23 protein-coding genes and 1 riboswitch are annotated in these 23,775 nt (G+C 67.0%); of the genes, 15 read left to right on the top strand and 8 right to left on the bottom strand.

Features of this window, described 5'->3' with window-relative positions:
* Positions 1–61 precede the first annotated feature (61 nt).
* The 4 genes from AC50X7_RS04955 to thiE form a co-directional block, all read right to left on the bottom strand.
* Complete coding sequence (locus AC50X7_RS04955; RefSeq protein ID WP_494978009.1) at positions 62–934, bottom strand: DNA-methyltransferase; 873 nt, start codon at positions 932–934, stop codon at positions 62–64.
* 8 nt (positions 935–942) lie between these two features.
* Complete coding sequence (locus AC50X7_RS04950; protein WP_494978008.1) at positions 943–2,658, bottom strand: DEAD/DEAH box helicase; 1,716 nt, start codon at positions 2,656–2,658, stop codon at positions 943–945.
* Between the two features lie 300 nt (positions 2,659–2,958).
* Positions 2,959–4,461, bottom strand: coding sequence for an RNB domain-containing ribonuclease (locus tag AC50X7_RS04945; RefSeq protein WP_494978007.1), 1,503 nt, complete (start codon positions 4,459–4,461; stop codon positions 2,959–2,961).
* Between the two features lie 114 nt (positions 4,462–4,575).
* Positions 4,576–5,310: a thiamine phosphate synthase gene (gene thiE, locus AC50X7_RS04940; protein ID WP_494978006.1), complete on the bottom strand. Its 735-nt coding sequence runs from the start codon at positions 5,308–5,310 to the stop codon at positions 4,576–4,578.
* A 27-nt stretch (positions 5,311–5,337) separates the two neighbouring features.
* Positions 5,338–5,456: riboswitch (TPP riboswitch) on the top strand.
* Here thiE and AC50X7_RS04935 point away from each other — a divergent pair.
* From AC50X7_RS04935 to AC50X7_RS04920, 4 genes are all read left to right on the top strand, one after another.
* On the top strand, positions 5,449–6,804 hold the full coding sequence (locus AC50X7_RS04935) for an FAD-dependent oxidoreductase (RefSeq protein WP_494978005.1): 1,356 nt from the start codon (positions 5,449–5,451) through the stop codon (positions 6,802–6,804). (Overlaps the previous riboswitch by 8 nt.)
* A complete protein-coding gene (thiS, locus tag AC50X7_RS04930) occupies positions 6,801–7,037 on the top strand; it encodes a sulfur carrier protein ThiS (RefSeq protein ID WP_307094467.1) in 237 nt (78 codons plus the stop codon). Before AC50X7_RS04935 ends, thiS begins: the two co-directional genes overlap by 4 nt.
* 4 nt (positions 7,038–7,041) lie before the next feature.
* Positions 7,042–7,851, top strand: a complete 810-nt coding sequence (locus AC50X7_RS04925; protein ID WP_494978004.1) for a thiazole synthase — start codon at positions 7,042–7,044, stop codon at positions 7,849–7,851.
* 46 nt (positions 7,852–7,897) lie between these two features.
* Positions 7,898–8,236 carry a 4a-hydroxytetrahydrobiopterin dehydratase gene (locus AC50X7_RS04920; protein ID WP_494978003.1) on the top strand — a complete coding sequence of 113 codons (339 nt, stop codon included), beginning with the start codon at positions 7,898–7,900 and terminating at the stop codon, positions 8,234–8,236.
* 73 nt (positions 8,237–8,309) lie between these two features.
* On the opposite strand, the gene AC50X7_RS04915 is transcribed toward AC50X7_RS04920, so the two are convergent.
* From AC50X7_RS04915 to AC50X7_RS04905, 3 genes are read right to left on the bottom strand one after another with little or no spacing between them, the layout of a single operon-like run.
* Entirely contained in the window at positions 8,310–8,612 is a 303-nt protein-coding gene (locus AC50X7_RS04915) for a hypothetical protein (protein WP_494978002.1), read from the bottom strand.
* Positions 8,613–8,652: 40 nt separating this feature from the next.
* Positions 8,653–8,877 (bottom strand): DUF3107 domain-containing protein, encoded by a 225-nt coding sequence (locus tag AC50X7_RS04910; protein WP_104042400.1) that lies wholly within the window; start codon positions 8,875–8,877, stop codon positions 8,653–8,655.
* A gap of 51 nt (positions 8,878–8,928) precedes the next feature.
* Positions 8,929–9,594, bottom strand: a complete 666-nt coding sequence (locus AC50X7_RS04905) for a TetR/AcrR family transcriptional regulator (protein ID WP_494978001.1) — start codon at positions 9,592–9,594, stop codon at positions 8,929–8,931.
* Between the two features lie 84 nt (positions 9,595–9,678).
* Between AC50X7_RS04905 and moeB the strand changes: the two genes are divergently transcribed.
* Positions 9,679–10,878 (top strand): molybdopterin-synthase adenylyltransferase MoeB, encoded by a 1,200-nt coding sequence (gene moeB, locus AC50X7_RS04900; RefSeq protein WP_494978000.1) that lies wholly within the window; start codon positions 9,679–9,681, stop codon positions 10,876–10,878.
* 126 nt (positions 10,879–11,004) lie between these two features.
* Here moeB and AC50X7_RS04895 read toward each other — a convergent pair whose 3' ends face one another.
* Positions 11,005–12,324, bottom strand: a complete 1,320-nt coding sequence (locus AC50X7_RS04895; protein WP_494977999.1) for a glutamyl-tRNA reductase — start codon at positions 12,322–12,324, stop codon at positions 11,005–11,007.
* Positions 12,325–12,493: 169 nt separating this feature from the next.
* Here AC50X7_RS04895 and hemE point away from each other — a divergent pair, with 169 nt between their 5' ends.
* The 10 genes from hemE to hemL all read left to right on the top strand — a co-directional run bounded on the left by hemE (position 12,494) and on the right by hemL (position 23,730).
* The gene (gene hemE / locus AC50X7_RS04890; protein WP_494977998.1) at positions 12,494–13,588 is read left to right on the top strand and encodes a uroporphyrinogen decarboxylase; all 1,095 of its coding nucleotides are present in this window, start codon (positions 12,494–12,496) and stop codon (positions 13,586–13,588) included.
* A gap of 2 nt (positions 13,589–13,590) precedes the next feature.
* Positions 13,591–15,012, top strand: coding sequence for a protoporphyrinogen oxidase (gene hemG / locus AC50X7_RS04885; RefSeq protein ID WP_494977997.1), 1,422 nt, complete (start codon positions 13,591–13,593; stop codon positions 15,010–15,012).
* 936 nt (positions 15,013–15,948) lie between these two features.
* Positions 15,949–16,146, top strand: a complete 198-nt coding sequence (locus AC50X7_RS04880; RefSeq protein ID WP_494977996.1) for a hypothetical protein — start codon at positions 15,949–15,951, stop codon at positions 16,144–16,146.
* A gap of 121 nt (positions 16,147–16,267) precedes the next feature.
* Positions 16,268–16,969 carry a hydrogen peroxide-dependent heme synthase gene (hemQ, locus tag AC50X7_RS04875; RefSeq protein WP_307094477.1) on the top strand — a complete coding sequence of 234 codons (702 nt, stop codon included), beginning with the start codon at positions 16,268–16,270 and terminating at the stop codon, positions 16,967–16,969.
* Complete coding sequence (locus AC50X7_RS04870) at positions 16,966–18,243, top strand: ferrochelatase (RefSeq protein WP_494977995.1); 1,278 nt, start codon at positions 16,966–16,968, stop codon at positions 18,241–18,243. Before hemQ ends, AC50X7_RS04870 begins: the two co-directional genes overlap by 4 nt.
* A complete protein-coding gene (gene hemC / locus AC50X7_RS04865) occupies positions 18,240–19,238 on the top strand; it encodes a hydroxymethylbilane synthase (protein ID WP_494977994.1) in 999 nt (332 codons plus the stop codon). The genes AC50X7_RS04870 and hemC overlap by 4 nt, the downstream gene beginning before the upstream one ends.
* 60 nt (positions 19,239–19,298) lie before the next feature.
* Positions 19,299–20,201: a uroporphyrinogen-III synthase gene (locus AC50X7_RS04860; RefSeq protein ID WP_494977993.1), complete on the top strand. Its 903-nt coding sequence runs from the start codon at positions 19,299–19,301 to the stop codon at positions 20,199–20,201.
* Positions 20,202–20,258: 57 nt separating this feature from the next.
* Entirely contained in the window at positions 20,259–21,239 is a 981-nt protein-coding gene (gene hemB, locus AC50X7_RS04855) for a porphobilinogen synthase (protein ID WP_494977992.1), read from the top strand.
* The gene (locus tag AC50X7_RS04850; protein ID WP_494977991.1) at positions 21,239–22,381 is read left to right on the top strand and encodes an LLM class flavin-dependent oxidoreductase; all 1,143 of its coding nucleotides are present in this window, start codon (positions 21,239–21,241) and stop codon (positions 22,379–22,381) included. Before hemB ends, AC50X7_RS04850 begins: the two co-directional genes overlap by 1 nt.
* Positions 22,382–22,398: 17 nt before the next feature.
* Positions 22,399–23,730: a glutamate-1-semialdehyde 2,1-aminomutase gene (gene hemL / locus AC50X7_RS04845; protein WP_494977990.1), complete on the top strand. Its 1,332-nt coding sequence runs from the start codon at positions 22,399–22,401 to the stop codon at positions 23,728–23,730.
* Positions 23,731–23,775 lie beyond the last annotated feature (45 nt).

Raw genomic sequence — 23,775 nt, 5'->3', positions numbered from 1 at the left:
CCTTCCCCAACTGACTGGCATTAGATGTGGTTCAAGCCGTCAAAACGACGTCTAATGCGAGCTAGTTGGGTGGGAAAGAGGTGAACTCGGCGTGCGCACCCAGGCGCTTTGCCATGATGTCGATAGCCGGCTGGTTCTGGTCCACGCACACGAACTTCCGGCCCAGCTTCGCCGAGACAGCACCCAGCGTGCCGGAACCGGCGAAGAAGTCCAGGCACCAGTCGCCGGGCCGGCTTGAGGCTGCCACCACCCGGCGGACCAGGCCTTCCGGCTTCTGGGTGGGGTAGCCGGTTTTTTCCTTGCCGGTGGGGGAGACGATGGTGTGCCACCAGACGTCGGTGGGCAGCTTTCCCAGTTCGCGCTTGGCGGGGGTGACAAGCCCGGGCGCCATGTAGGGCTCCCTGTCCACCTCGGCGCTGTTGAAGTGGTACTTCGCCGGGTTCTTCACGTACACGAGGATGTTGTCGTGCTTCGTGGGCCAGCGGTTCTTCGCGCGGGCACCGTAGTCGTAGGCCCAGATGATCTCGTTCAGGAAGCATTCCCGCCCGAAGATGGCGTCCAGCATCACCTTGGCATAGTGGACCTCGCGGTAGTCGAGGTGCAGGTACAGCGTGCCGTCCTCGGCCAGCAGGCGCCAGGCCTCCACGAGCCGTGGTTCCAGGAAGGACCAGTAGTCGCTGAAGGCGTCGTCGTAGCGGTGCAGCGCGCCCTTAATGGTGTCGTAGGAGCGTCCCTTGAAACCCACACGGTCGCCGGTGCCGCCGGCGTTGGCCACCATGGTGGTCTGCTGGCGCTGTTGGGGCCGGCCGGTATTGAACGGCGGATCCACGTATATCAGTGTGAAGGCGCCGTCCGGCAGCGACGGGAGGAACTCCGCATTGTCTGCGTGAACCACCAGGCTGCTGCCGTCCGGCGCCCAGACGGTGTCAGTCATAAAGGGTATTAGGCCTCGGTGCTGCCCGGCTGTACTGCTGTGTCGCTGCCGGCTACTACCTCGCCGTTGCGGCGGCGGGTACGTGTGCGGGAGCGGCGGGCACGCGAAGGCTGCTCGCCCTCGGTTGCGGTGGAGGTTGCGGCGGGTGCGTCGCCGGCAGCAGCGGGGGCTGCTGCTGAATCGGAAGTACGACGACGGCGCTCGCCGGCGCGGCCCGCGGAGTCACCGCCGGTGCGGCCGCCGTCGCGGTTTCCGCCCCTGCTGTCTCGGCCGCGGCTGGTGCGGTCCCGGCCGTCGCGCTCCCGGGAGGGAGCGCTGTCACGGCCGCCGCGGCTGTTCTTCTTGCCGGTTTCACCGAGGTCTTCGAGGACCTCGGCGTCAACGCCGGCAAGGGTGCGCTTGTCACGGGGCAGGCGGCCCTTGGTGCCTACGGGGATGTCCAGCTCCTCGAAAAGGTGCGGCGAGGAGGAGTAGGTTTCCACGGGCTCCGGAACACTCAGGCCCAGGGCCTTGTTGATCAGGCCCCAGCGGGGCATGTCGTCCCAGTCAACGAAGGTGACCGCGGTGCCCTTATTGCCGGCGCGGCCGGTACGGCCCACGCGGTGCAGGTAGATTTTCTCGTCTTCCACGCACTGGTAGTTGATCACGTGGGTGACGTCATCGACGTCGATGCCGCGTGCGGCGACGTCGGTGGCCACCAGGACGTCCACCTTGTTGTTGCGGAATGCGCGGAGGGCCTGTTCGCGGGCGCCCTGGCCAAGGTCACCGTGGATGGCGGCGGCGGCGAAACCGCGGTCCACGAGCTCCTCCGCCACCTTGGCGGCGGTGCGCTTGGTTTTGGTGAAGATGATGGTGCGGCCGCGGCCACGCGCCTGGAGGATGCGGGCCACAACTTCAATCTTGTCCATGCTGTGCGCACGGTAGATGAGTTGGCGGATGTCGCGCTTGGTGAGGCCCTCGTCATCAGGATCTGCCGCGCGGATGTGCGTGGGCTGCGTCATGTAGCGGCGGGCCATGGCGATGACCGGGCCGGGCATGGTGGCGGAGAACAGCAGGGTCTGGCGGACGGCGGGGGTGCCGGCGATGAGGGTTTCGACGTCGGGCAGGAAGCCGAGGTCGAGCATTTCGTCGGCCTCGTCCAGGATGACCATTTTGACGTTCTTGAGGCTCAGGTGCTTCTGCTTGTAGAGGTCGATGAGGCGGCCGGGTGTTCCCACCACGATCTCCACGCCCTTCGTCAGTGCCTCCACCTGGGGCTCGTAGGCACGGCCGCCGTAAATGGTGGCGATGCGGGCGTTCCGTTTGCGGGATGCCGTCTGCAGGTCATTGGCCACCTGGACGGCGAGTTCGCGGGTGGGCACGATGACCAGGGCCTGCGGGGCGCCGGGAACGGCCAGCTTCTCGTAGCCGGGGTCGTCCTGGCCTACTACCCGCTGGAGGGCGGGGATGCCGAAGCCAAGGGTCTTGCCGGTGCCGGTCTTGGCCTGGCCAATGATGTCGTGGCCGGACAGGGCAACCGGCAAAGTCATTGCCTGGATGGGGAAGGGGTGGGTGATCCCGGCGTCGGCCAGGGATTCCACGATATCGGCCCGGACGTTGTAGTCGGCGAAGGATTTCTCCTCGATTTCGTGCGGCTTCTCGTCCGAGATGATGGTTTCTTCGGGCTCGAGGACTTCGGTGCCGGACTCGTCGGTCAGGAGCTGGTGGGTATGCAATTCACTCACGGTGGAGTTTCCTTATTCATTTGGGCAATGGCGCTGCCTGCTCAACGGGCCGGCCGCAAGGCTGTTCCGGAGCACGCTCGGGCGCACACGCAATTCCAGTGGAAGCCGATCGCGGGCTATCTAAATGCTGGCACTGGTGACCAGCGGGTGTATCTCAAGATCGCGTAGGGGCGGGCTTGTTGGTTTCAAATCAAGGAAATCAACGACCGGGCATCCATTTCTACTTCTTCAGTCTAGCCGCAGACAGCCCAATTCCCGGCTTTGCGGCCCGGTGGGCACATGACACGGCTTGTTGCGCCGCTACTCCACGAGCTCGAAGTGGACTACCCTCGTTGCGATATCCGAGGAGACCAGGCGGACCCGGACCTTGGTTCCGGACTCCAGTTCACCGGCGCAACGGGCGGTCACGGCGGGGTCCGCGATCTGGATAATGCCCGAACCGCCGTTGCCGTTGCCGTTCTTCCCGTTCCCGTTCCTGCCGTTGCCGTTCCCGTTTTTACCGTTCTCTTTTTGCGGTTTGGACCCGGAGATCACGATCGCCTCGAATTCCTGCCCAATGTGGTTGACCAGTAGGGCCGCCTCCACGGTATCCAAAGCCATGCGCTCCATCCGAGACGCGAGCTGGTCGGAGCCGGCCATAATCTCGGGCAGGGTTGGAAGGGCATCCCGCGCCCACCCCGGCACATGGCCGCCGTTGCTCAAAGCCTCGCAGATCACCAGCACAAAGCGGTCCACCAGGCGGCGCAGCGGCGCGGTGGTGTGGGCGTAGGCGGCACCGATGGCCGACTGGTCAGCGTCCTCCGGCAGGGAGCCGTCAAAGGCGGTGTAGGCGGCGCCCCGGAACAGCATGCCGGCTGAGTGCATAATGGCCAGCTGGCGGGGTTCGGTGGGGTCCAGGCTGCGCAAGTATTCGCCGTAACTGACTTCGCCATCCCAGGGTTTGCCAAGAACCTCGGTCTGCAGCCGGAAGTGGTTCAGGGAGCGCTCATCCGGGGCCGGCATGGTGCGCAGGATGCCCACCTTCCCAGCCAGCATGAGCTGAGCCGCCGCCATCCCTGTCATGAGGGATATCTGGGCGTTCCAGTCCTCTACCGGAAGCTGGGGAGCAGCGGCAATCCGGTAGCCGCCGTCGGGAAGCTGGACAATCTCCTGTTCCGGCATGTTCAGGCTCGCGCCGCCGCGGACCCGTTCCAGCTCAACGCGCTTGAGTCCCACCTCTTTGAGGAGCTGCAGTACCGGCGAGGCGGAGCCGGCATCGAGTTCGGCCTGCACCTCTTTATAGCTGAGCTTCGCGCGGCTGCGCATCCTGGCCCGTTTCACGGTCACCGAGTTCACCTCGGCGGCGCTGTCCAGGCGGAAGTCCCAGACGAAGGCAGAACAGTCCTGGCCGGGGAGGAGGCTGCCGGCCTGTTCGCTGATCACTTCCGGATGCAGCGGGATCCGCCCGTCGGGGGCGTAGAAGGTCTGGCCCCGGCGTCGCGTTTCTGCGTCCAGGGGCCCGCCGGGGTTCACAAAGGCGGGGACATCCGCGATCGCGTACAGCACGTGGTAGCCATCGCCGTCGGCTTCAATAAACAGCGCCTGGTCCAGGTCCGTGGACGACGCCGGATCGATGGTGATGAAGTCGACGCCGGTGAGGTCCTCGTCAGGGAGCTGCAGGGACTCAACTGCCGCTTTCGCGTCAGCCACCGCGTCCTCAGGGTAGGAGCCCGGCAGCTCAAGCTCGGTCCGCAGGGCGCCCAGAGCTTCCTCGAGCGCGTTGGTGTGCTCGTGGACGTTGGGACCCAGCCGATGGTGTGACACGAAAATCAGCCTAGCCCGAATTCACGCCATAGTGCAGGCACCGGGCCCGGAGTGCCGTTGGTGGCCCTACCGCGTACCGCGCCTTCGGAGGTGGCAGGTGGCAGGTAGCGGGTGTCAGGAGTTGGGGGCGTTTAGGGCGGCGAGCAGCGACGCTGCGGCGGCTGCCGGATCGCTGGCCTCCGTAATGGCGCGGACCACCACAATCCGGCGGGCGCCCGCTTCCACCACCTGCTCCACGTTGATTTGGTCGATGCCGCCTATCGCAAACCAGGGAACACCGCCGTCGGGCTGCCCATCCTGCCCTGAACGCGCAACTTCGGCGGCATATCGCACCAGCTCGAGCCCGACGGCGGCCCGCCCGGGCTTGGTGGGGGTTGCCCAGACCGGGCCGACGCAGAAGTAGTCCAGCCCAGCGGGGGCCGCGGCCGCAGCGAGGGCGGCGTCCACCTGAACAGGGCTGTGGCTGGAAAGGCCAATGGCCGCGTTGCCGTTGAGCAAGGTCCGCGCAGCGCCCAGCGGCAGGTCTTTTTGGCCGATGTGGAATACCGGCGAGCCGGACAGAACAGCGATGTCCGCCCTGTCGTTGACCGCCCAGAGCCGGCCGTGCCGTTCTGCCGCCTCCTTGAGGACTGCCAGGAGCTCCAGCTCCTCGGCTGCCTCGATGGACTTGTCCCGAAGCTGGATGATGTCCACCCCGCCGGCAAATGCTGCATCGACGAACTGGTCAAAGTCGCCGCGGTCCGTGCGGGAATCCGTGCAGAGGTAGAGGCGGGCGGCGTGGAGGCCGTTGCTGACCTTGGCATTGCTGAGGACATCGGTGCCGGCGGCGGGGGTATGGGTCACATTCATGGGGAAAAGACTAGTTCCTCTACACTTGCCTCGTACTGCGGGAGCCCGCGGCAGCTGTCACAAAGCGCCGGGCTGAGAGGGCGTCAGAGCCGACCGCTTGACCTGATCCGGTTAATGCCGGCGTAGGGAAGGAGACACATGCGCGTACCATCCAACTGCCCTGTAGACAGCCCGCCCAGGCGCGTGGACGGAATTTTCCAGGCCGACGTGGCAGTCATCGGCGGCGGAGTCATCGGCCACAGCATCGCCTGGGAGGCGAAGCGCTCCGGCCGGACAGTGGTGGTCATCGACGACGCACCGGGTACGGGGGCCAGCTGGGCTGCCGCCGGAATGCTGGCTCCGGTGAGCGAGCTGCACTATCAGGAAGAGGATCTCCTGGAATTCATGCTGGACGCCTCGGCCCGCTGGCCCGCCTTCGCCGCCCGCCTCGCAGCAGCATCGGGGGCAGATCCGGGATACATCACGACGCCGACCCTCGCCGTGGGTGCGGACGCCGCCGACCGCAGGGCACTGATGGACCTGCGCGCCGTCCAGCAGGCGAACGGCCTTTCCGTTGAACCGCTGACCGTCCGGACTGCCCGGCAGCGCGAGCCACTTCTCAGTCCCGGGATTGCCTGCGCGCTGGACACCCCCGCAGACCACCAGGTGGATCCGCGGCTGCTGGTGGCCTGCCTGCAGGCTGCCTTGACCGGCGACGGTGACGGGGACGGGGTCGGGAACGGGAACGGAGCCGCCGGGCCCGGCACTGCAGCAGCGGGCGCCGTCGACGATCACGCGGTCCTGGCCCGGGCTGCCGGTCTGTTGTGGCACGACGGAGCCGTTGCCGGCGTACGCCTCGCAGGCGGCGGAACGGTGCTGGCCGCCGAAACGGTCGTGGCGAACGGGCTGCATGCGGCAGCCCTGGAAGCACTGCCCAAAGACTTGCACCTGCCGCTCCGGCCCGTCCACGGGGACATCCTGCGCCTCGCAGTTCCCGGCCATTTGCAGCCGCTGGTGACGTCCACCGTCCGCGGGCTGGTGCACGGCGTTCCGGTCTACATCGTGCCCCGCCGGGACGGCACGGTGGTGATCGGGGCAACCCAGCGTGAGGATGCGCCGTCGGCCGCCGATGCCGTCTCCGCGGGGGGCGTCTACCGGCTCCTCCGCGACGCGCAGGTGCTGGTTCCCGCCGTCGCCGAACTCGAGCTGCTGGAATCCACGGCCCGGGCCCGCCCCGGAACTCCTGACAACGCACCGCTGCTGGGGCGGGTTCCCGCCGCTGGTAAGGACGCTGCGCCGGACTCCGGGCACATTGCCGGCCTCATCATCGCCACCGGGTTTTTCCGCCACGGAGTCCTGCTGGCGCCGGCCGCCGCTGCCGTCTGCCGGGAGCTCCTGGACGGGTATGAAGACCCCCGCTGGGCTGCCTTCAACCCGGGCCGCTTCTCCGCCAAGCCAGGTGCCCGCACTCCTGCCCGCCTTCGCAACACACCGCCCATAAAGGAAACAGCATGAACATCACCTTGAACGGAACCCTGCACGTTGTGCCCGAGGGTGCCTCCATCACCGTGCTCGTCAGCGAGGTCACCGGGCGCCCCCTCGCTGCCAGCGGCCAGGCAACTGACGGCCGGAAACTTGGCGTGGCCGTGGCCCACAATTCACAGGTCGTGCCCCGCAGCCAGTGGTTTGCCACTGCGCTCGCGGACGGCGACGACGTTGAGCTCGTCACGGCAGTGCAGGGAGGCTGACACCATGACCGAAATCGTCACCACCACAAGCCTTGCAGGCCACGACGATCCGCTGGTGATTGACGGCGTCGCACTGACCTCCCGGCTCATTATGGGCACCGGCGGCGCGCCAAGCCTGGACGGACTGGGAGCAGCCCTGCTGGCCTCGGGCACGGGACTGACCACGGTGGCTATGCGGCGGTATTCCACCGCGGAGACGGGCTCACTCTTCCAGCTGCTCTTGGACCACGGCATCCGCGTGCTGCCCAACACTGCAGGCTGCTTCACGGCGCGGGACGCCGTCCTGACCGCCGAACTCGCCCGTGAGGCGCTGGAAACCGACTGGGTGAAGCTTGAAGTCATCGCCGATGAACAGACTTTGCTGCCGGACGCCGTCGAGCTGGTGGACGCTACGGAACAACTCGTCAACAGGGGCTTCAAGGTCTTCGCATACACCAACGACGATCCCGTCCTCGCGCTGCGGCTTGAGAACCTCGGGGCCACCGCGGTGATGCCGCTCGGGGCGCCGATCGGCACCGGACTGGGCATCCTGAACCCGCACAACATCGAGCTGATCGTGTCCCGCGCCGCGGTGCCGGTGGTTCTGGACGCCGGCATCGGTACTGCCTCGGACGCGGCCCTGGCCATGGAGCTGGGGTGCGACGCCGTGCTTCTGGCCACCGCCGTGACCCGTGCCCAAAATCCTGCGCTGATGGGGGAGGCCTTCAAACACGCGGTGATCGCCGGTAGGCTGGCGAAAGCGGCCGGCAGGATCCCGCGTCGCGAACATGCACTGGCGTCGTCGGCTATGGAGGGCCGGGCCGAGTTCCTGTAGCCCGCTCCCGGTGCCGCGGACGCCAACCATCAGGCGAGGAGCAGCTATGGCCGGCAAGGACGTTCTTTCTCCCGAGCGGCTCGAGGACGCCTTGGCTGTCCTGCCGGACTGGCGGTACCGCGAGGGTGCACTGGTGACCGTGTACAAGCTGCCGACGGCGGCTGCCGCACTTGAGCTGATTGCCGCCGTCGGGCGCCTTGCCGAGGAACAAAACCACCACCCTGACCTGGACTGGCGGTACAACCGGGTGTTCCTCTGCTACACCTCCCACGACGCCGGGGGAGAGGTCACAGCCCGCGACGTGGGCGCGGCCGAAGCGGTGCGTGAAGCTGCAGCCGCGCTCCAGGCAGTTGCTGAGCCGGAGAGGCACCCTGCCAGCTCTTAACCGACTGTGACCACCGCCCAAGGGCAGTGGTCATAGTCGTTGCTTGGCTTGCGATTCCGTACTTGCGATTCGGTTAGAGCTTCAGGGCATCAGTCAACCGTTGCAGGTCATGCCTGGCCCTTGTGCGGCCCAAGTAGAGGACCACAGCAACCGCCGCGGCCGCTCCCAGAACCATGGGCAGGACCCACGGCAGCCACGTCATCCCCGGCCGGTAGCCAAAGCCCGCAGCCATCAGGATGATCCAGCTGACAGCTCCGACACCCACGCTAACGGCCGCGGGAAGGACTACTCCGTATTTTGTGTGCCGCTTGTCGTTGGCCCAGACGATAAAACCTGCGGCCGCCGTCACCAGCACCACGATGGTCAGCGAAAGCATGGCTCTCCTTGAAATAACCGCCCGTCAGCGGTGCCTGGGGCTAGAACTGGCCGAAACCTACGCGACGGACCTCTTCGGCGCCGATTTCCACATACGCCAGTGCCTTGCCGGGAACAATGATCAGGCGTCCTTTGTCATCCTTCAGGCGCAGTTCGCCGCCGTTGCTGATGGCTTCCTGCACGACCTTGGCCACTGAGTCTGCATCATCATTTGACTCCAGGACAATTTCGCGGCCAACGTTCTGCACGCCGATCTTAATTTCCACAGGGGGCCTCCCAGCCGGTTCACGTTTCTCGGGTTATGTCTTATTTGTAGTCTAGGACTCTTTGGGGAAGCGAGAGATTCCGCGCCAAGCTAAACGGTAGATGAGGTCGCTGGCCACATTGAGGTCCAGGTTCCCGTCAGTTTCGAGCCAGTACCGGGCACTGACCTGTGCCATCCCGGCAAGCCCGCGGCCCAGCAGCTCTGCCTCCAGGTGGGGAAGCTTGGTGTCCTCGGCGATGACGCGTGCAATGGCATCGGCAAACGTCCGGTTAAACGTCTCCAGCCGCGCGCTGACATCGGGATCGTTGATGAGGTCGGATTCGAATACGAGCCGGTGGGCCTGGTCATCGTTGGCGATGAACTGGAAATAAGCCCGCATGACGGCCTGCACGCGTTCATCATTGTCCGTGGTGGAGTTCAGGGCTCCCAGCATCAGGTCAGTGAGGGATGCCAGATGGCTTTCGAGCAGGGCAAGGTACAGTTCCCGCTTCGAGGGGAAGTGCTGGTACAGGACCGGTTTGCTGACGTGCGCCGTCTCAGCGATTTCGTCCATGGCTGCGCCGTGATAGCCGTTGGCCACGAAGACTTCCTGTGCCGCGGAAAGGAGTTGCGCGCGTCGCTCGTCCCGGGGAAGCCGGGCGGACCGTTGCCCGGCGGGGCGCGGAGCGGTTTGCGGTTCGGCTGCGGACGGGCCGTCAGCCCGTGCTTCATGGACCACAGTTGTCCTTCTTTCCCTTGCAGTTACCCCCACTCTACTTCGGGGTAATATGACCCGGCGGTATCCCGGGGCATACATTGAAGTATGGCTTCGACATTCACCGCAAATGTTTCGACTGTTTCACTGGATCCGCTCGTTGAACCGGCAGGTGAGCTCACTCCTGACGAGGTGGAACGCTATTCGCGGCACCTCATTATTCCCGAGATCGGGGCGCTGGGGCAGCGGCGGCTCAAGAACGCAAAAGTACTGGTGATCGGCGCCGGCGGGCTCGGATCTCCGGCTCTGCTCTACCTTGCGGCTGCAGGGGTGGGAACGCTTGGAATCATCGACGATGACGCCGTTGACCTCAGCAACCTGCAGCGCCAGGTCATCCACGGCGTGGCCGACGTCGGGCGGCCCAAGATCGAATCGGCGCGGGACGCCATCGCCGCCCTCAATCCGCTGGTGGATGTCCGGCTGCACAACGTCCGCCTGGATGCTTCCAACGCCCTGGAGCTGTTCGCCGGCTACGACCTGATCCTGGACGGCGCCGACAACTTCGCCACCCGCTACCTAGTCAACGACGCCGCCGCCATCCTGGGTAAGCCGTACGTCTGGGGCTCCATCTTCCGTTTTGACGGGCAGGTGAGCGTCTTCTGGGAAAAGCACGGTCCCACCTACCGCGACCTCTATCCTGAGGCGCCGCCCGCGGGCTCCGTCCCTTCGTGCGGTGAGGGCGGCGTCTTTGGCATGCTCTGCGCTGCCGTGGGATCGCTGATGGTCACCGAGGCAGTAAAGCTGATCACCGGCGTCGGACGTTCCCTGCTGGGGCGCGTGGCCCTGTTCGACGCCCTCGGCGGCAGCTGGCGCGAAATCCGTGTCTCGAAGGATCCGGCAGCTGAGCCCATCACGGAGCTGACGGATTACGAGGCGTTCTGCGGCATCACGCCGGCGGCGCAGGCGGACACGGAACACACGGTCACCGCCACCCAGCTGGCCACCATGCTCGCATCGCGCAATGCCGGCCTGAAGGACTTTGAGCTGGTGGATGTGCGGGAGTCCGGCGAATACGACATCGTTCGAATCGACGGCGCCGTGCTCATACCACAGGGACGGATCCTTGCGGGCGAGGCGTGGCAGGAGCTCCCGCAGGACCGGGACATTGTGTTCCTCTGCAAGGCCGGGACCAGATCCGCAAACGTGCTGGCCGCCGCGCAGAAGGCCGGTTATCAGCGGGTCAGCCATCTCGACGGCGGCATCCTCGCCTGGGTGCGCGAGGTGGAGCCCCACAAGCCCGTCTACTGAACCCGGCCCAACGACGCCCGCTCACTTAAAGCGCCCCTTTGCAGGACGCGCGCTCACTTGCTTGAAGAAAGTAAGCGGGCGTTGCCTGAAAACGGGCTGTATGTGAGCGGGCGTTGCCCCAGGTGGTCAGGCGCTTTCGAGACCGCTGTGGTCCACCGGGCATTCAGCCTGCGGAACGGCTCGGGCTGCCGGCTGCTCAACGGTGATGCCGTAGAGGGCCTCCAGGGCGGCGACGTACTCGTCCTGCTGGCCGTTGGCGGCCAGTTCGCGGGCGCGCACGGTGGGGACGTGCAGCAGTTGCTTGACCATGCGCCGGAGTGCGAACTCCACTTCCTCGGCCGCGGCGGTGCAGCCGTGCCGGGCACGGACCTTTTCCATCTCCGCGTCCAGGACGTTCATGGTGTGCCGCCGCAGTGCGACGATCGCGGTATCCACGGAACGGGCCTCCCGTTCCTGCTCAAAGGCTTTGGCAGCGCCGCTGACGATGCCGCTTGCCTGCGTCAGTGATTCAGCCTGTTCCTGCGGTGCGGCCAGGCGCACGGATTCCAGGGTCAGCAGCTCAACGCCGTCCAGCTCGCCCACGCCGGGGTCGAAATCATGGGTCAGGGCGAGGTCGATGGCAATCAGCGGCTGCGCCGAATTTGCACGCACCAGGGCGAGTTCGTCGGCTTCGACCCGGGTGTCCGAACCGCTGCAGCCGATCATTACGTCAGCGGCGGCGACGGCGGGGCGCAGCGACTCGGCATCGAGGGCGGTGCCACCGCGGGTGGCTACAAAGCCTTCGGCGCGGCCGGAAGAGGAGAAGACGGAGATGTCGGTGCAGCCGCGTTCGCGCAGCAGGGCCATCGTGGCACCGGCGTAGGCTCCGGTGCCGAAGACCACCACTTTCTTGCCGGACCAGTCCGGGTTCTCGGAAAGGTCAGTTGCCAGATCCAGGGCTACGGAAACGATGGAAAGCCCCCTTGATCCGAGGGCAGTCTGGGCGCCGACGTCCTTGGCGGTCTTGGACGCGGCCTGGAACAGCCGGACGAGCCCTGAGCTGGCGGTTCCTTCGTGCTGTGCGGTGATGAGTGCCCGGCGTACCTGGCCGGCAATTTCGCGCTCTCCAACCACAGCGGAGTCCAGCCCGGCGCTGACGGCGAAGAGGTGCTGGCTTACTTCGGGGCCGGTGCGGGTGCTGAAGGAGCGGGAGACGAGCGGTTCGCTCAGCCCGCTCACGTCACTGATCTGGGCGACGAGGGCAGCGCGGGCGGCTTCGACGTCGTCCGGGTGGAGGGCTTCGCCGTAGATTTCGTACCGGTTGCAGGTGGCAAGGACCACCGCACCCGTCACTGCCGGCGATCCGGAGAGAGCGGATGTGGCGATCCCGGAAGCACCGTTGCTCAACTGAGCAACGGTCTCAAGATCGATGTCGGCGTGTGTAGCCACCAATGAGAAAAGAACCACAGCAGGTCAATCATAGCTTTTTCGTTCCTCGGTAGAACAACTGTCCGGCGCGGAAGCGGGTGGCCGGGGCTGTGATTCCTGCCACGCGCGGGCATGGGCGCTGGCAGCTGCCCCTCGCGTGACAGACTGTCGTTATCTTTTACTGCCGTTTTTGGGCACAATCGAAGGCATGACTTCCAGCCCTGCCACGTCCGCTGCCGGCGCCCTTGCTGCAGACCATCCACTGGTGGATGGCCGCACCGCAGACTCGCCGCTGATCACGGCCTACCGGGGCGGGAAGCCATCCCGCCGCCCCGTCTGGTTCATGCGGCAGGCCGGGCGCTCCCTTCCTGAATACCTCAAGGTCCGCGAAGGCATCGCCATGCTGGACTCCTGCCTGCGGCCGGAGCTTGCTTCGGAGATCACACTCCAGCCAGTCCGCCGCCACGACGTGGACGCGGGCATCTTCTTTTCCGACATCGTCATCCCGTTGAAGCTGGCAGGCGTTGGCGTCGACATCGTGCCCGGGGTAGGTCCGGTTTTGGACAAGCCCGTGCGGACAGCCGCCGACGTGGCCGCCCTGCCGCAGCTGACCTGGGAGGCGCTTGAACCCATCCGCGAAGCAGTCCGCCTCACGGTGGCCGAACTTGGGAGCACCCCGTTGATTGGCTTCGCCGGAGCTCCCTTTACCCTGGCTGCCTACATGGTGGAGGGCAAGCCGTCCCGCGACCACCTCGGGCCCCGCACCATGATGCACGCAGACCCGGAGACCTGGCGTGCGCTCGCCAACTGGGCTGCCGACGCGTCCGGCATGTTCCTGCAGGCCCAGCTGGAGGCCGGCGCCTCTGCGGGGCAGCTGTTTGACTCGTGGGCAGGCTCCCTGGGCCTGGCCGACTACACAAAATTCGTGGCTCCGGCCTCCGCGCGCGCCCTCGACCATGTGCGGCACCTGGGTGCGCCGCTCATTCACTTCGGTACCGGCACCTCCGAGCTTCTTGTCGCGATGCGGGACGTAGGCGTGGACGTGGTGGGCGTTGACTATCGCCTGCCGCTGGACGAGGCCAACCGCAGGCTGGGCGGATCGGTCCCGCTGCAGGGCAACATCGACCCTGCCCTCCTGTCGGCCCCCTGGGACATCCTCGAAGCCCACGTCCGCTCTGTTATTGAAGCCGGAGCAGCCGCGCCCGGCCACGTCCTTAATCTCGGCCACGGCGTTCCCCCCGAGACCGACCCTGCCGTCCTCACCCGGGTCGTAGAGCTCATCCACTCCATCTCGCCGGAATAACCGTGGCGAGTCACCAGGCTGGAGCCCAATCCGCGCTGGTGCTGGGCGGCGGGATTTCAGGTTTGCTCTCCGCGCGGGAGCTGGCCGCTGCCGGGCACCGGGTCACTGTCCTGGAAGCCGGCGTGGAGTGGGGCGGCTGCGTGGGCAGCCACGTTGTAGCCGGCCTCACACTGGACAGCGGTGCCGAATCGTTTGCCACCCGGTCCGACGCCGTCGCGGGCCTCGCCAGGGAGCTGGGCCTTTCGAACAGGATTGTTGCGCCGCGGCCGGGCGGCGCCTGGGTTCAGCTCCCGGACGGTCCGCGCGAACTTCCCAAGACCGGCGTTCTGGGGATTCCGGCCAACCCCTGGGATCCTGAGGTCCGCCGGTCCCTGGGCCTGCTGGGCTCGCTCCGCGCTTCCCTCGACAGGGTTCTGCCGGCGTCCATCGGCACGGCCGCGGACGTTGTCAGTGTGTCCGCGCTCGTGAGGGCACGGATGGGTCGGCGGGTTTTGGAGCGGCTGGTAGAGCCTGTTGTGGGCGGCGTCCACTCCGCTGATCCGGGACTTCTCGACGTTGACATGGTGGCCCCCGGGCTCCGCGCCGGACTCCGGCAGCATGGTTCATTGGCCGCCGCCGTGGCCTCCCAACGGCGCAACAGCAGCGGTCCGGCCAAGGCAGGCTCCGCTGTCGCAGGCCTGGAAGGCGGCATGCACACCCTGGTCAGCGCCCTGGTGAGCGACCTCCGCGGCCGGGGCGTGACGCTCCTGCCCGGCATGCGGGCAACGTCCGTCTCCCGGACTTCCGAAGGGTGGCGCGTAGCCGCCGGGGATAAGACGTACGACGCCGGGCTGCTGGCGGTGGCAGTGGACGGCCCGGCCGCCGTCGGGCTGCTGGAAAAAGCAGTCCCGGCCATTGCGGGGAAGCAACCGGGCTCCGGGCCGGACGTGCAACTCGTCACCCTGGTCCTGGACAAGCCCGAACTGGACCGCCGTCCTCGCGGCACCGGCATCCTCGTTGCGCCGCAAACTGCCGGCATCCAGGCAAAGGCCCTGACCCACGCCACCGGCAAGTGGGATTGGCTGGCAGCCGCCGCGGGTTCCGGACGGCATGTCATCCGGCTCTCCTACGGCCGCGTCGACGGCGCCGGCAATCAGCCCGGTGGGCCGGTTACTGATGATGAGCTCCTGGCAGCGTCACTTCGCGATGCATCGGCCCTGCTGGACGTTGGCATCAGCCGGCAGGACGTTGTGGAGTGGGACGTTGTCCGGTGGCGCGGCTCCCTGCCTTTTGCCGCCGTCGGGCACCGTGCCAAGGTGACGGCAATCCGGGAAGCATGCAACGCGGCTGGCGATCTCGCCGTGGTGGGTGGCTGGGTGGCCGGGAACGGGCTTGCCGCAGTGGTGTCCGACACGGTGACGCAAATCCGGAATCTTGCCGGCTGAGCATCGTCGCTGGTCAGCCGGACAGCAGCGCAAAACGTTGCTGTTTCAGGCCACCGATCCCGCCTTTGCTGGTTTTAACATCAGCTGGCCAACTGATTAGTGTCGATGACTATGGTTCACAACAGGTCCGAGTTTTCCATGTCCCGGACCGGTACCAATGGGGGAATCCGACGCGGCGCAGCAGCCGCGGCAATCGGAGCGGTACTGGTTCTAGCCACAGGCGTCCCGGCGTCCCAAGCCACCGAGGGAGCGCCCGACCCCGGTGACCCGGCGGTCCCTGCCGTGGACACTCAATCCCTCCCGGTGGTGGCCCAGCTAAGGGGCCAGGCTGCTGCAGCACGCGAGGACGCGCCCGGCCGCAACCGTGACGGGAAGAACGAAAACAAGGGTCCTTCAGGCAAGGGCAAGGATTCCCAGCCTGCCCGGGCCGCCAGCCCTAGCCCGACTGCTGCGCCTTCCGCGTCCGCGGTTCCCTCAGCCCTCCGGCCGGCTGTAAGGGCCACACAGAAGCCGACCCCAACGCCTGCGCCGACTGCCACGGCATCCCCGGTTCCGACCGGGAGCGCCCCGGCACCCAGCGCCCCCGTATCCAGCGGTCCGGCATCCGACGCCCCCGTATCCGGCGCTCCGGCGGTTAGCCGCCCAGCGGCTTCGGCCCCTTCGGACTCCGCTCGTGCATCCTCGGGGACTGCGCCTGGCGTTGCGCCCTCAGCCCCCGATGCCGTGCCGGAAGCGCCGCGGGCCGGGGCCCCCGGCACCCGTGCTTTCCCGGAAACGTCCGCAGAGTCAGGCGGGACGCCGGCAATGCCTGCCTCGCCTGGATCAACCGTGGCCGGGGACCTTCCCGTGACGGGGAATGACCAGTCCGCAGCCGATGCCACGGCAGGTGTACCCAGCGTGCCCGGGACGGCTCCAGTTGGCGGACAGACAGCATACGTGCCGATTTACTCCGTGCCGCAGACCCGGGCAGGGTGGACGCCGTACACCGCAGCCATACCTGGGAACCCTGTCCGCAGCAGCGCGACGCTCAAAGCGCAGCCGGAACCGAAAAGTGCCCTGGTGTGGCTTGGTTCCGGGCTGGTAGGGGTTGCCGGTGCCGCAGGACTGGTTTTCTTCCGCCTGCGGAATCCCTAGTCCGGTTGCCGGGCGTCCGGGAGCGCGGGAAAGCTGACGCTGCTGTGACTTTGAGCACTTCTACGCTTTGTAGAACTTGTTGGTTTCGACTTGACGGGGACGAAGGGGCAAACTTGTAACCATGAGCCACACTTCTGCCGAATCTGTCACTAAAACCGAAGAATCAGCCGAGCAGTTTTTCACCCTTTGGACGGTTTTCAAGCGTTCCGAGGCACTGATCCGCAATGCCAATGCTGCCGCTGATTTCGAGGCCCTGCTGGACCGGCTCGCCCAGGCCGGCGTGACGCACCGCGGCAGCTACGACGTTTCCGCGATGAGGGCAGATGCTGACGTCATGGTGTGGCTCCACGGTCCCAAGCCGGAAGCGCTGCAGCAGGCCATCCGCGATATCCGCCGCAGCAGCCTCTTCGCCGGAACGGAGATCGTCTGGTCCGCCATGGGCGTGCACCGCGAGGCCGAGTTCGCCAAGAACCACACCCCCGCTTACTCCCGGGGCGTCGCACCGGCCGAGTGGCTCTGCGTTTACCCGTTCGTCCGCTCCTACGAGTGGTACATCCTGCCGGACGCCGAGCGCGGCAAGATGCTCCGTGACCACGGCCTCCTGGGACGCGACTTCCCACAGGTGATCTCCAACACGGTCTCTTCCTTCGCCCTGGGCGACTGGGAGTGGATCCTTGGCCTTGAGGCGCCGGAGCTCGTGGACCTGGTGGACCTCATGCGCCACCTGCGCGCCACGGAAGCACGCAACCACGTCCGCGAGGAAATCCCCTTCTACACCGGACGCCGCATTTCCCCGGCAGAAGTTGCGGAGGTGCTGGCATGAGCCCCCTCGAAGCCCGGGATCCGGCCGAAATTACCGCGGTGAACCCCGTTACCGAGGCCGGCCGGATGGCTCCGAAGAACTACGACGCCGTCCTCCTCGCCTCCTTCGGGGGGCCTGAGGGCCAGGAGGACGTCATTCCGTTCCTCCGCAATGTCACGCGCGGCCGCGGCATCCCGGACGAACGGCTGGAGGAAGTTTCACACCACTACCGCGCCAACGGCGGCATCAGCCCCATCAACCAGCAGAACCGCGAGCTGAAGGCAGCCCTTGAGGCCGAGCTCACAGCAAGGGGCATCGATCTTCCCGTGCTGTGGGGCAACCGGAACTGGGCCCCTTACATCCCGGAAACCCTCCAGGATGCGTACGACGCCGGGCACCGCCGCCTGCTCATGATCACCACCAGTGCCTACTCCTGCTACTCCAGCTGCCGCCAGTACCGCGAGGACATCGGCATGGCACTGACGGAAACCGGCCTGGACGGCCGGCTCGAGGTGGACAAGGTGCGCCAGTACTTCGACCACCCCGGCTTCGTGGAGCCCTTCATCGAAGGCACTGCCGCAGGCCTGGCAAAGGTCCGGGAACAGCTCGCAGCCGCAGGCACGCCTGACGCGCCCGTCCAGATCCTGTTCGCCACCCACTCCATCCCCACCCGGGACGCGGATGCGGCAGGCCGGTCCGAGGATGAACCCCGCGAATTCGAAGAGGGCTCGGCGTACGTTGCCCAGCACCTCGCCACCGCAGCCGCAGTCATCCGGCGTGTGGAAGAGGAATCAGGCCTCACCGCCCCCTGGTCCCTCGTGTACCAGTCCCGTTCCGGTGCCCCGCACGTGCCCTGGCTCGAGCCGGACATCAATGACGCCATCGAGGAGCTCGCAGGCCAGGGCGTCAAGGGCATCGTTATTGTGCCCCTCGGCTTCGTCAGCGACCACATGGAAGTCGTGTGGGACCTGGACACGGAAGCCCTGGAAACCTGCGCCAACCTCGGTCTCGCCGCCACCCGCGTCCCGACGCCCGGCACGCACCGGAAGTTCGTCAACGGCATGGTGGACCTGATTTCCGAACGCACCGTTGCCAACAACATCAGCGACCGCCCGGCCGTAACCGCCCTTGGGCCCTGGTATGACGTCTGCCGTCCGGGGTGCTGCGCGAACTTCCGTGGGGAAAAGCCCACCATCGCCGGAGCGGACACCACGGTGGGCACCAGCCACGATGCCTACCCCGGCGAAGCTGTTGCAGGCCAGTCCGGAGCGGCCGGGGGAGCGCTGCAGCAGTGACAGTCCGCATCGGAACCCGCGCCAGCAAGCTGGCGCTGACCCAGACGCAGCAAACCGCTGACCAGCTCGCCGCGGTAGGAGGCTTCCCCGTGGAGCTCGTCCACATCCGGACCGACGGCGACGTCCTCACCGGTTCGTTGTCCCAGATGGGCGGCACGGGCGTTTTCGTCGCCGCTCTGCGCGACGCGCTGCTGCGCAACGAATGTGATGTGGCGATTCACTCGCTCAAGGACCTGCCAACCGGCGCCGCAGTCGGGCTCAGCCTGGCGGCTACACCGAAGCGGGTAGACGTCCGCGATGTCCTCTGCGCCCGTGACGGGCTCAAGCTTGCCGACCTTCCTTCCGGTGCCACCGTAGGAACCGGCTCGCCACGCCGTGCAGCCCAACTCCGCGCCGCCAGGCCCGATCTTGAGATCGTGGATATCCGTGGCAACGTGGACACCCGCCTGGGCCGGGTGCCCGGCCTTCCGGGCAACGCCACCGATCAGGTGGTTGCGGGGAAATCCTGCGACCTCGATGCCGTGGTTCTCGCTGCAGCGGGCCTGGAGCGCATTGGCCGGCTGGATGCCGTCAGTGAGTTCCTCGAGACGGACGTTATGCTTCCAGCTGCCGGCCAGGGGTCGCTCGCTATTGAATGCCGCACAGCCGACGCTCCACCCCGGCCCGGTTCCAGCGAGGGATCCCGGGAAGTGCTGGCGCAGGCACTCGCCGCACTGGACGATCCGGATACCCGGCTGGCGGTCACCGCTGAACGGGCCCTGCTGGCCCGGCTCGAAGCCGGCTGCGCAGCACCGGTGGGCGCGTACGCCTTCCGCAAGGGCAGCATGCTCCACCTGGAGGCCGTGGTCTGTGCCGTGGACGGCACCGCATCTGTCCGGGACAAGCGGGCAACCGACGGGCTGACGGAGGTAGGGGCCACCCTGCTGGGCATCGAACTCGCCGAGGTCCTCCTCGCCGCAGGTGCCGCCGATATCGCAGACCTGCAGGCTTCCTGAGCCGGCCATGGGACTGCCTTCCCGCCGCGTCCGGCATTCCCCGTGCGGGGAGGGCTGACCATGGCGGACAGCACAGCCGACGCCGTCGCCCGCTCCGGGAGCGGGAAGCCGCTCACCGGGACCCGGGTATTGATCACCCGCAGCCCGGAACGCTCGCTGCCCCTCGTGGCGGCCCTCGAGGAGGCCGGCGCGGTGGCGCTCCTGCTGCCCCTGATCGACTTCGAACGCGCCGCGGACCAGCACTCCCTGGATGTGGCCTGCGATGCGCTCGGTGCCGGCGCGTTTGACTGGCTGGTGATCAGCAGTGCCACCACTGTCCACGTGCTCAACGCCAAGGCACGTGAACGCGGCCTGACGCTGCTGCAATGGATTCCCGCAGGCACCCGGATCGCCGCGATAGGACCGGCCTGCCGGAGGCTCCTCGAAGACGCCGGCCTGCCAGTGGCGCTGACGCCCCGGGACGAACAGTCGGCCGCAGGGCTGCTCAAGGTGTGGCCCGCTCGCGCCGGCAAGGTGTTGCTTCCCCAGGCGGACATTGCACCCGCGCGCCTCGCTGCCGGACTGGCGGCGGCAGGCAGCACCGTTTCGGCAGTGACCGCCTACCGCACTGTCGACTATCCGGCGGCCGCGGAGCGCAGGCTCGCCATTCCGCTGGAGGACGACCGGCCGGGGCTGCGGGCGCCGTCGTACTCCCTCCTGGCGCCGGAAGCAGCCGCCGCGGACATCGCGGCCGGACGGATCCATGCAGTGGTGGCTGCTTCGCCCAGCGCCGTCAGGCGGATTTCCGCCCTCTCGCCACTCCACGGCTGCCGCCTGGTGGTGATTGGTCGGTCGACGGCGGAACAGGCCGCCGCACTGGGCCTCACCGTTGCAGCAACCGCTGTTGAACCCACGCCACTCGGACTGGTGGCCGCCGTCGAAACGGCACTCGGCTCAGGAGGAGTAGCCGGGGAGCCGCCGTAATGCGGGCCAACCGCCAGTTGAACTCACCCGATTTACGAACATCGTGAAGGACACAGCATGACTTTTCCGAGCCAACGCCCCCGCCGCCTGCGCACCACCCCGGCCATTCGCCGGCTGACCGCTGAAACCCGGCTGGCGCCGGCCGAGCTGATCCTTCCGGCCTTCATCCGGGAAGGTCTCAGCGAGCCGAACCCCATCACGTCGATGCCCGGAGTTGTCCAGCACACCACGGGCACGCTCAAGCGGGCCGCGGCGGAAGCGGTTGAACTGGGCCTCGGCGGCATCATGCTGTTCGGCATCCCCGAGACCCGGGACGCGGAGGGCACCGCCTCCCTCGACCCTGAAGGAGTCCTGAACAAGGCGATCAGGGACGTCCGTGCGGAGGTCGGCGACGACCTCGTCATCATGAGCGACGTTTGCCTTGACGAGTTCACCGACCACGGGCACTGCGGCGTGCTGGACGCCGAGGGCTATGTTGACAACGACCGCACAGTGGAGATCTATGCGCGGATGGCCGTAGCGCAGGCAGACGCCGGTGCCCACATGCTGGGTCCCTCCGGCATGATGGACGGCCAGGTCGGAGCCATCCGCGCCGCCTTGGACCAGGCAGGCCACACCAACACCTCCGTCATTGCCTACGCGGCCAAGTACGCGTCAGCCTTCTACGGCCCGTTCCGGGAAGCTGTGGACTCCCAGCTTAAAGGCGACCGGCGCACGTACCAGATGGACGCGGGCAACCGCACCGAAGCCCTGCGTGAGGTGGAACTCGACCTCGCCGAGGGGGCGGATGTGGTGATGGTGAAACCGGCCATGAGCTACCTGGACATCGTTGCCGACGTGGCAGCCATGAGTCCGGTCCCTGTTTCCGCGTACCAGATTTCCGGGGAGTACGCCATGATCGAGGCGGCCGCCGCGAACGGCTGGATCGACCGGCGCGCCGCCATCACCGAATCCGTGCTGGGCATCCGCCGCGCCGGCGCCCACATGGTGCTGACGTACTGGGCGGCTGAGCTGGCCGGCTGGCTGAAGGAGTCCTGATGAGTGAAGAACAAACCGGTGCTGCAGCCGGAGCCGGACAGGAACCAGCCGCCCCGGGTGCCACTGTCCCTGGTGCCACTGTCCTGGGGCCCACAGAGCCGGTGGGCACGGGCCGGATCCTGATCGGGCTCAATACCTTTGGCGACCTCGGGGAGCACCGCGACGGCAGCCCACAGTCGCATGCGCAAGTACTGCGCCAGCTGCTGGAGCAGGCAGAGCTGGCGGACGCCGTCGGACTTCACGCCTTTGGGGTGGGGGAGCACCACCGCAAGGACTACGCGGTCTCCGCGCCCGAAGTTTTCCTCGCCGCCGCTGCCGCGCGCACCACCCGGATCCGCCTCGGCTCCGCGGTCACGGTGCTGAGTTCGGATGACCCCATAAGGGTTTTCCAGCGGTTCTCCACTGTGGACGCCCTCTCCAACGGCCGCGCCGAAGTGATGCTGGGCCGCGGCTCATTCGTTGAATCCTTCCCCTTGTTCGGGCTGGACCTCGCGGACTATGAGGTGCTGTTTGAAGAGAAGCTCGAGCTGTTCGACAAGGTTCGGGCGCAGAAGCCTGTGCACTGGGAAGGCCGCACCAGGCCCGCCCTTTCCGGCCTAAGCGTGTACCCGCCCCTGGAACGGCACCTGCTGCCCACCTGGATCGGCGTCGGCGGAACACCCGAATCGGTGCTGCGGTGCGCGCAGTACGGCTATCCGATCATCTTCGCGATCATCGGCGGGCAGCCGCGGGCCTTCCGCCCACTGGTGGACCTGTACCGGGAAGCCATGTCCAAGTACGGTCACCCGATGCAGCAGGTTGCCACGCATTCGCCCGGCCACGTGGCGGAAACGGACGAGCAGGCCCGGGAAGAGCTCTTCCCGCACTGGCTGAAACTGCGGAACAAGCTCGGGGCCGAGCGCGGCTGGGGACCTGCCGGCAGGGGAGAGTTCGACGCCCTGTGCGCGCCCGAGGGTGCCCTTTATGTCGGGTCGCCTGAAACCGTGGCCCGGAAGATTGTCCTGCTCAAGCAAAACCTGGGTGTGGACCGCTTCGACCTCAAGTACAGCAACGGCCCGTTGCCGCACTCCGCCATGATGCGCTCCATCGAGCTGCTGGGGACGGCGGTGGCGCCCAGGGTGGCCGAACTGCTTGCCGGGTAGCTGAGAGAATAGGAACCATGACTTCCAGCAATCCTCGCAACGAGGCACTCTTCGACCGCGCCCGCCAGCTGATGCCGGGCGGAGTCAATTCTCCCGTCCGGGCCTTCGGCTCCGTCGGCGGAACTCCGCGCTTTATGGTTTCCGCCAAAGGCCCGTACCTGACGGACGCCGACGGCAAGGAATATGTGGACCTGGTCTGCTCCTGGGGACCGGCGCTGCTGGGCCACGCACACCCCGCCGTACTGGAGGCCGTCCACGCAGCCGTGGACCGCGGCCTGTCCTTCGGCGCGTCCACTCCCGACGAAGCGAACCTGGCGGCGATAGTCCAGGAACGCGTCCCTGCCGCTGAGCGGGTCCGGATGGTGTCCACCGGCACCGAAGCCACCATGACCGCCGTGCGGTTGGCCCGCGGCTTCACAGGCCGGAACCTCATTATCAAGTTCGCCGGCTGCTACCACGGCCACCTCGACGGGCTGCTGGCCGCTGCGGGCTCCGGCGTGGCCACCCTAGCGCTGCCCGGTTCCGCCGGCGTCACCGAAGCCACGGCTGCCGAAACCCTGGTGCTGCCCTACAACGACCTCACCGCCGTCAAGGAAGCCTTCGCGGCCCATGGACCCAACATCGCCGCCGTCATCACCGAGGCTGCGCCGGCCAACATGGGTGTGGTCACACCCGGCGAAGGCTTCAACCTGGGCCTGTCCCGCATCACCGGCGAACACGGTGCGCTGCTCATTGTGGACGAGGTCCTCACAGGGTTCCGCACCGGCTACTCCGGTTACTGGGGCCTCACCGGCGGCGCGCCTGACGCCGCCGAGCCGTGGACCCCGGACCTGCTCACCTTCGGCAAGGTCATCGGTGGAGGAATGCCGACGGCGGCCCTCGGCGGACGTGCCGACATCATGGACCACCTCGCGCCGATCGGCCCGGTGTACCAGGCCGGTACGCTCTCCGGGAACCCGGTGGCCATGGCTGCCGGTGTGGCCACGCTGACCCACGCCACGCGCGACGTCTACTCCTACATCGATGTCCGGTCGCTGGAACTCTCCTCGGCGCTGTCCAGCGCCCTTGACGCCGCCGGTGTGGACCACTCCATCCAGTTCGCCGGCAACCTGTTCTCGGTGGCCTTCGGGACCTCGGCCCGCGGCGTACACAACTACGCCGACGCCCAGGCGCAGGAAAGTTTCCGCTACGCGCCGTTCTTCCACTCGATGCTGGAGTCCGGCGTTTACCTGCCGCCGTCGGTCTTCGAAGCCTGGTTCCTGTCCGCCGCGCACGACGACGTCGCCATGAACCGGATCTTCGACGCACTTCCGGCCGCAGCAGAGGCGGCGGCAGCCGCGCAAGGCTAGAAACCCAGGCCAGTGCGCTGTCGGCCGTATCACCCGCTGGATACA

The organism is Pseudarthrobacter sp. Hb11 (assembly GCF_059383655.1).
This window is presented reverse-complemented; position numbering and strand designations above follow the sequence as displayed.